Raw genomic sequence first — 7,541 nt, forward strand, 5'->3', positions numbered from 1 at the left:
ATGGCATTAGCTTGTGGCATCGTGGGTTTGCCCAATGTGGGCAAAAGCACCCTGTTTAATGCAATTACCAAAGCAGGGGCGGAAGCAGCCAACTATCCTTTCTGTACTATTGATCCCAATGTAGGGGTAGTAGAAGTACCTGATCCCCGGCTGGAGCAGCTGGCGGCAATGGTTAAACCCCAGCGGGTTGTGCCTACTACTGTGGAGTTTGTGGATATTGCCGGTCTGGTGCGGGGAGCCAGCAAAGGAGAGGGACTGGGCAACAAGTTTCTTTCCCATATCAGGGAAGTGGATGCCATTATCCATGTCGTGCGCTGTTTTGAAGATGAAAACATAACCCATGTGGATGGGCAGGTAGACCCGATTCGCGATATTGATACTATCAATATGGAGCTGATTCTGGCTGACCTGGAAACCGTGGAACGCCGTCTAGAGCGCACCCGTAAAATGTTAAAAACCGGGGAGAAGAAATACCAGCAGGAAGTGGAATTTCTCACCCGGCTTAAGGAGACTCTGGAGTCCGGCCAATGTGCCAGGACAGTGGAAGTCAGTGAGGAAGAACAGCCTGTTTTGAAAGAGATGAACCTCCTGACAGCCAAACCGGTCTTATATGCCGCCAATGTGGCGGAAGATGACCTGACCAGGGAGGATTTGCCGCTGGTGCAAAAGGTACGGGATTATGCTGCTCAGGAAGGTGCAGAGGTGGTAACCATTTGCGCCAGGATTGAGGCGGAAATTGCTGAACTGCCGGAAGAGGAAAAAGGACCTTTTCTGGAAGCCCTGGGTCTGGAGGAATCGGGACTGGATCGCTTGATTCGGGCTGCCTATAAACTGCTGGGGCTGATAACTTTCTTTACTGCCGGGGTTCAGGAAGTACGGGCCTGGACTATTACCCGGGGCACTAAAGCTCCCCAGGCAGCTGGTAAAATCCATTCCGATATTGAACGCGGCTTCATCCGGGCTGAGGTGGTAGCCTTTGCTGACCTGATGGCTGCGGGCAGCCAGGCGGCGGCGCGGGAAAAAGGGCTGGTACGCCTGGAGGGAAAAGAGTATGTAATGCAGGATGGGGATGTAGTCTATTTCCGGTTTAATGTCTAATTATGCTTGTCAAACCCAAGATTATCTGGTATAATTACCAAATGAGGCCTCTGGGCCCATCATCCCTGCTCTATCCTGGAGGTAGGGCCGTTTAGTCCGTGGGGAGGAGGTGAAAGGAATGCGCGCTTATGAGTTGATGTTTATCATCAACCCCAACCTTACCGATGAAGCGATCAATGGTGTGGTGGAAAAATTCGAAAACCTGATCAAAAACAATGGTGGCGAAATCACCGCTCTGGATCGCTGGGGCAAGCGGAAGCTGGCTTATGAAATCAACAAAATGCGGGAGGGCTATTATGTCCTCTGCAATTTCAAAGCCGAAGCTCCTGTAGCTGCTGAGGTGGAACGGGTTCTGAAAATTACCGACGAAGTCGTCCGGCACTTGATCGTACGGGTTGATGCCTAAGGGTGATGGTTTAAAGGTGGTGTTTTAACCGTGTTGAACCGGATTATTCTCATTGGGCGCCTGACCAGGGACCCGGAGCTGAGATATACCAATACAGGTAGAGCTGTGGCCAGATTTACTCTGGCAGTTGATCGGCCGTACAAGAACCAGGCCGGAGAGCGGGAAGCAGATTTCATCAATGTGGTGGTCTGGGGCCCACAGGCAGATAATTGCAGCAAATATCTCAGCAAAGGGAAACTGGCGGCAGTGGACGGCCGTCTGGAAATTCGCTCCTTTGAGGGACAGGACGGAACCCGGAAATACATGACTGAAGTAGTGGCAGAAAATGTACGCTTTTTAAGTCCGAAAGAAGGAGGCAGAGGGCCTGGTTCTGACCTTCATGGCGAACCGCCTTTTGATGATTTCGCGGACGGAGATGAGGGCTTGCCCTTTTAAAACTGAAGCTCGGTAAGGGAGGGAAAACGATGCGTCGGGAACGGAAACGCGGCAAAAAACGCGTCTGCAGTTTCTGCGTGGACAAGGTTCAGGCCATTGATTATAAAGACCTGAATAGACTGCGCAAATATATCACCGAACGGGGCAAGATTTTACCCCGGCGGATTTCCGGCAACTGTGCCAAACACCAGCGCCAGCTGACTGTCGCTATCAAGCGGGCACGGATTATGGCTTTATTGCCGTTTACTGCGGAGTGAAACTGACTCAAGGGGAGCAAAGGGATTTTGCTCCCCTTTTTAATCAGAAAAAAGGAATTATCCGATTGATGGCGAACTTAGTCTTTTATTCGGAAAAACAGGCGGAGGTAAGGAATGGATAAAAACAAGCTGAAGCTCTGGTTTTTGCAGGGAGTACTGGCTCTACTGATAATAATTTGGCCTGCAGCGATGACTTTGTTGCAATTTTTCTGGCTGGTGCCATTATTAATGCTGGCGGTGGACAGCCCCTTACCGCAACTGCTAACAGGCACCGGGGCTTTGCTGGCAGTGATGGCATTAACGGCCTGGCTTACTGGTAATTTGGACTGGGCTAATCTGTTCTATCTTGCCGGTTTTTTTGGCTTAACCCTATTTACCGGACAAATGGTACGCAGCCGGCAATGGGGCTGGGCCAGAATGGCAGGGGCCCTGGCTTTGCTCTTTTTTCTCTGGGATCTGATTTCTATTATCTGGAGCTGGAAGATCTGGCAAGCCCAGCTTGCCTTTCTATATAAGGAACTAAGCCGGGAAGTCCACCAGATTACAGAGCTGGTGGCCCGTATGTATGGACAACCCGCCACGGCCATGCTTACTGAGGAGACGAAAAAAATGCTGTACTGGAGCGTAATCCTGCTTCCAGGGCAGCAACTGACCTTTACATTGCTTTCTGCCTGGACAAGTGCATACTTTGCTGGCAAGCAACTGGGGGCGCGAGAAAACCGGCTGTTACCTGTACCGGTACGATACTGGAACCTGCCCTGGTACTTAATCTGGCTGGCTATCCTCGGTCTTATGCTTTTACTGCTGGGCCCCAGGGCTGAGGGGATAAATATTCTGGGTGCCAACAGTCTCTGGCTGGGTGCTTGCCTGGGCCTCCTCAATGGCTGGGGTTTGGTTAGTTTGACTTTGCCTTACTGGAATCCGCTTTTGCGTCTGCTTTTTATCCTCTCCTTATTCTTTGTGGGAGTAATTTATTTACCGCTGTTTGCCCTGATCGGTCTTCTGGATCTGGGTTTTGGCTGGCGTCAAAAATTGCTGACAGGAGGGAAATCATAGATGAAAGTCATTTTACAGCAGGATGTAAAAAAACTTGGTAATAAAGGTCAAATTGTAGAGGTTTCAGAGGGCTATGCCCGCAATTTCCTTTTCCCCCGGGGGCTGGCGGTGGAAGCAACCGCTGGTGCGTTGAAATCCCTGGATGAAAAGAAAGCCGCTGAACAGAGAAAACAACAGCGCCTGGAGGAGGAAGCCCGTGCTCTGGGAGCCAAACTGGCGGAAACTACGGTTGTAATTAAGACCAGGGCAGGGGAAGGAGGCCGCTTGTTTGGCTCCATTACCAATAAGGATATTGCCGAAGTGCTGGAAAAAAATTATGGATTAAAAGTGGATAAGAAGAAGCTGGAGCTTACGGAAAATATTAAAACTCTGGGGAGCTATCAGGTAGTAGCCAGAATTCATCCGAAAGTAACAGTCAAGTTTATGGTGCAAGTTATAGCAGAGGGGAAATAATCCATGAAAAGCCTTTTTAACAAGTTTATTGCAAAATCTAAAAATGTGGATTCTATGGAGGGCAAAGAGGAACAGCTGGCCAAACAGGTGGCAGCTCTCTATTCTCTGTTGGCCAGTATCTATGGTACTGACCGCCTGGTGATGAAGGCTGGAAAAGTGGATGCCCTGCATTTGATGCGTTCAGAAAATCTGGCCGAGCGGGTACTGGGCCTGGAAAGATTGACTTTCGATAGCCCCAGCCTGGAACGCCTGCCTGTACCGGAGGAAATTCCGGGAATTCTGGCTCGTGTTGAAGAGGAACTGGCAGACCTGCTGGCTCGCAAGGCGGTGGAAGAAAGGATTGAACGGCGGGTATCGGAAAAAATGCAGGAAAGACATGAGGAATATCTGCAGGAAATCCGGATGCAGGTTTTGAAGGAAAACCAGGGCCCGGAAACAGGAGCAACTTTAAAAAAGCTGGAGGAGCTGGAGGCAATGGAGAAAAAGCGCCTGGCCCGCTCCGCCATGGAAATGTTGCGGCCAGCTGAGATTACGGAAATCGTGGGCCAGGACCAGGCCGTGGCTGCCCTGGTGGCCAAACTGGCTTCTCCTTTTCCTCAACATATCATTCTCTATGGACCGCCTGGAGTGGGTAAAACCACGGCGGCACGGCTGGCTCTGGAAGCCGCCAAAAAGGTTGCTTCTTCTCCTTTTCAGGCCGATGCCCCCTTTGTGGAAGTGGATGGTACTACTCTGCGCTGGGACCCCAGGGAAGTAACCAACCCCTTGCTGGGCTCAGTGCATGATCCTATTTATCAGGGGGCCCGCCGGGATCTGGCGGAAAGTGCAGTACCGGAACCCAAACTGGGTCTGGTTACAGAGGCCCATGGGGGAGTTCTGTTTATTGATGAGGTAGGGGAACTGGATCCTCTTTTGCAAAACAAATTGTTGAAGGTGCTGGAGGACAAACGGGTTCACTTTGATTCCAGTTACTATGATCCCAATGACCCGGGGGTACCACAATATATTCGCAAGATTTTTGAAGAAGGGGCTCCGGCGGATTTTATCCTCATCGGGGCGACTACCAGGGATCCTTCCCAGATCAATCCGGCCCTGCGTTCCCGCTGTGCGGAAATTTTCTTTGAGCCGCTAACACCGGCTCACATTATTACCATTGTAGAAAATGCTGCCAGCAAGCTGCAGGTAGAACTGGCTCCCGGGGTTGCGGAAGCCATTGCCCAGTATACCATCGAGGGCCGTAAAGCCATTAACCTGCTGGCTGATGCCTATGCCATGGTGCTATACCGTCAGGGAGGCCAGCAGGGCGAACGGGTTGTAATCTCCCTGGAAGATATTTATGAAATGGCCCGCATCAGCAGGCTTACGCCTTTTGTTCAGGTTAAGGCCAAAGCTGCTGCCGAGATTGGGCGGGTCTTTGGCCTGGGGGTGGCCGGTTTTGTGGGTTCGGTGCTGGAAATCGAAGCCGCCGCCTTCCCGGCCCGTAAACCCGGGGAAGGGGTAATCCGCTTTAATGAAACGGCCGGTTCCATGGCCAGGGATTCGGTTTTCAATGCGGCAGCGGTCTTGCGCCGTCTAACGGGCGATGACCTGCATAATTATGATCTCCACGTCAATGTGGTCGGTGGTGGCAACATTGACGGACCTTCGGCGGGTGCCGCTATATTCCTGGCTATATACAGTGCCATCACTGGCCGTCCGATCTGGCAGGACCGGGCTTTGACCGGGGAAATCTCCATCCAGGGGAAAATCAAGCCCGTAGGAGGCATACCGGAAAAAATCTATGGTGCTCGGCAGGCCGGGATGAAAATGGTGCTGGTGCCGAAAGAAAATGAAAAAGATATTCCGGCTGCTGTTCCGGACTGTCAGGTAAGAGCAGTGGAAACTATCGAGGAAGTTATTGAGTTAATGTGTGTGCTGCAATAGTGGAGGAGGCGGGGAGAGTGTCTCTGGCAATGGACAGAGTTCCACCCCATAACCTGGATGCGGAACAATCAGTGCTGGGTTCAATGCTGCTGGACCAGGAAGCAGTTTTTAAAGCTATGGAAATCATCCGGGCCGAGGATTTTTACCGGGATGCCCATCGCCTGATTTTTGAGGCCATTTGTGACCTGGCCGACCGCAGTGAACCGGTGGATATTATCACTGTAGCCGAAGAACTGCGACAGCGCGGTCAGCTGGATAAAGTGGGTGGTGCCGCCTATATAGCCACCTTGAGTGGAATCGTGCCCACTGCCGCCAATGTGGAATACTATGCCCGCATTATCAGGGAAAAGTCCTTGCTGCGGGCCCTGATTTCCGCAGCCACCCGCATTGCTCAGCTGGGTTATGAAGGTGAGGCTGAAGCTGAGGAAATTTTAATGCAGGCGGAAAAGATGATTTATGACCTTTCCCAGCGCAAGGCCAGCCGCACCTTTGCTACCATGCATGAGATTTTGATGGAAACCTTCGACCGCATTGAGTATCTTTACCAGAACAAGGGAGATGTGACCGGGGTTCCCACCGGGTTTATCGATCTGGATCGCTTGACTTCCGGCCTGCAACCCTCAGATCTGATCATCGTGGCAGCACGGCCGGCCATGGGCAAAACCAGTTTCTGTCTCAATATTGCCCAGCATGCGGCCATTAAGGCGGGTATACCGGTAGCCATTTTCAGCCTGGAGATGTCCAAGGAACAGCTGGTGCAGCGGATGCTCTGTTCTGAGGCCATGGTGGACCAGCATCGTTTGCGCACCGGTCAACTGACGGAACAGGACTGGCCCCGCCTGGTGCGGGCCGTTGGTCCTATGGCCCAGGCCCCGATTTTCATCGATGATACTGTGGGCATTTCGGTGCTGGAAATGCGGGCCAAATGCCGGCGCCTGAAGGCAGAGCACGGCCTGGGCCTGGTTATCATCGATTACCTGCAGTTAATGCAGGGCAGCCGCCGCAGTGAAAGCCGCCAGCAGGAGATTTCCGAGATCTCCCGTGCCCTGAAAGGGCTGGCCCGGGAGCTGAATGTGCCGGTAATCGCCCTTTCCCAGTTGAGCCGGGCGGTGGAGCAAACCCATGATAAGAGGCCCAACCTCAGCCACCTGCGGGAATCCGGTGCTATTGAGCAGGATGCGGATATCGTATCTTTTATTTACCGGGAGGAATACTATAATCCCGATACTGAGAAAAAGGGGATTGCCGAAATTATCATCGCCAAGCACCGGAATGGCCCGGTCGGCAGTGTGGAACTGGGCTTTCTCAATGAGTTCACCAAATTTGTTAATTTAGAAAGACAGGGAGCGTGATGTTAAATGCCAATCGTGCAAATTGATATGCTGGAAGGTAGAACTCTGGAACAAAAGCGGGAACTGGTCAAGCGAGTAACTGAAGCTATTGTGGAAACCGCCAAATGCCCGCCGGAAGCGGTGAAAATCATCCTGCGGGAAATGAAGCCGGAACACCTGGGAGAAGCAGGGGTGCTGCGCTGCGACCGGTAAAGAGAGGGGACTGTCTAAGATTGTAGACAGTCCTCTTTTTTAGTAATTGATATTACAATAGTTGCCATTAAGAATATAAAATGGTAAAATATACACAGTAGCGTTGCATTAATTTTATGAATGGTAGTCAACTATGTTTTGGTCATTACGCATTATGGTATATATGACATTTATGTAATTATATGTAATTAAGGACTCCAGTTCTTTGGCCAAAAGGGCTAGTGGTAATAGAGGGTAGTCCCGTTCCACATTTTGTCAGCCATTTTGCCTTACAATATAATTGGGTCATAACTCACTTCATTCAGAAAATTTGTTTCTCCGTCCATTACTTGCCTTACTGTTAACTCATATATTGCTTCGTAATTTAGT

9 protein-coding genes are annotated in these 7,541 nt (G+C 51.1%); all 9 read left to right on the forward strand.

Features of this window, described 5'->3' with window-relative positions; all coding sequences use genetic code 11:
* The 9 genes from ychF to JDF658_RS12020 all read left to right on the forward strand — a co-directional run bounded on the left by ychF (position 1) and on the right by JDF658_RS12020 (position 7,172).
* A complete protein-coding gene (gene ychF / locus JDF658_RS11980; RefSeq protein WP_078666249.1) occupies positions 1 to 1,098 on the forward strand; it encodes a redox-regulated ATPase YchF in 1,098 nt (365 codons plus the stop codon).
* Between the two features lie 118 nt (positions 1,099 to 1,216).
* On the forward strand, positions 1,217 to 1,504 hold the full coding sequence (rpsF, locus tag JDF658_RS11985) for a 30S ribosomal protein S6 (protein WP_078666560.1): 288 nt from the start codon (positions 1,217 to 1,219) through the stop codon (positions 1,502 to 1,504).
* A gap of 30 nt (positions 1,505 to 1,534) precedes the next feature.
* Positions 1,535 to 1,939, forward strand: coding sequence for a single-stranded DNA-binding protein (locus JDF658_RS11990; RefSeq protein ID WP_078666559.1), 405 nt, complete (start codon positions 1,535 to 1,537; stop codon positions 1,937 to 1,939).
* 29 nt (positions 1,940 to 1,968) lie between these two features.
* The gene (gene rpsR / locus JDF658_RS11995; protein ID WP_078666558.1) at positions 1,969 to 2,196 is read left to right on the forward strand and encodes a 30S ribosomal protein S18; all 228 of its coding nucleotides are present in this window, start codon (positions 1,969 to 1,971) and stop codon (positions 2,194 to 2,196) included.
* 114 nt (positions 2,197 to 2,310) lie between these two features.
* Positions 2,311 to 3,252 carry a DUF2232 domain-containing protein gene (locus tag JDF658_RS12000; protein WP_078666557.1) on the forward strand — a complete coding sequence of 314 codons (942 nt, stop codon included), beginning with the start codon at positions 2,311 to 2,313 and terminating at the stop codon, positions 3,250 to 3,252.
* Positions 3,253 to 3,705, forward strand: coding sequence for a 50S ribosomal protein L9 (gene rplI / locus JDF658_RS12005; RefSeq protein WP_078666556.1), 453 nt, complete (start codon positions 3,253 to 3,255; stop codon positions 3,703 to 3,705). It begins immediately after the preceding gene.
* A gap of 3 nt (positions 3,706 to 3,708) precedes the next feature.
* Positions 3,709 to 5,628, forward strand: coding sequence for a Lon family ATP-dependent protease (gene lonC / locus JDF658_RS12010; protein WP_078666555.1), 1,920 nt, complete (start codon positions 3,709 to 3,711; stop codon positions 5,626 to 5,628).
* Positions 5,629 to 5,651: 23 nt separating this feature from the next.
* A complete protein-coding gene (dnaB, locus tag JDF658_RS12015; RefSeq protein ID WP_079907804.1) occupies positions 5,652 to 6,980 on the forward strand; it encodes a replicative DNA helicase in 1,329 nt (442 codons plus the stop codon).
* 6 nt (positions 6,981 to 6,986) lie between these two features.
* Positions 6,987 to 7,172 carry a 4-oxalocrotonate tautomerase gene (locus tag JDF658_RS12020; protein WP_078666554.1) on the forward strand — a complete coding sequence of 62 codons (186 nt, stop codon included), beginning with the start codon at positions 6,987 to 6,989 and terminating at the stop codon, positions 7,170 to 7,172.
* The last annotated feature ends 369 nt before the right edge of the window (positions 7,173 to 7,541 follow it).

The sequence above is a fragment of the Carboxydocella sp. JDF658 genome, from assembly GCF_002049395.1.
Lineage (GTDB): Bacteria > Bacillota.

Coding starts and splice junctions, on each gene's coding strand:
- ychF (WP_078666249.1), top strand. CDS start 1: ATGGCATTAGCTTGTGGCATCGTGGGTTTGCCCAATGTGGGCAAAAGC.
- rpsF (WP_078666560.1), top strand. CDS start 1,217: ATGCGCGCTTATGAGTTGATGTTTATCATCAACCCCAACCTTACCGAT.
- rpsR (WP_078666558.1), top strand. CDS start 1,969: ATGCGTCGGGAACGGAAACGCGGCAAAAAACGCGTCTGCAGTTTCTGC.
- JDF658_RS12000 (WP_078666557.1), top strand. CDS start 2,311: ATGGATAAAAACAAGCTGAAGCTCTGGTTTTTGCAGGGAGTACTGGCT.
- rplI (WP_078666556.1), top strand. CDS start 3,253: ATGAAAGTCATTTTACAGCAGGATGTAAAAAAACTTGGTAATAAAGGT.
- lonC (WP_078666555.1), top strand. CDS start 3,709: ATGAAAAGCCTTTTTAACAAGTTTATTGCAAAATCTAAAAATGTGGAT.
- JDF658_RS12020 (WP_078666554.1), top strand. CDS start 6,987: ATGCCAATCGTGCAAATTGATATGCTGGAAGGTAGAACTCTGGAACAA.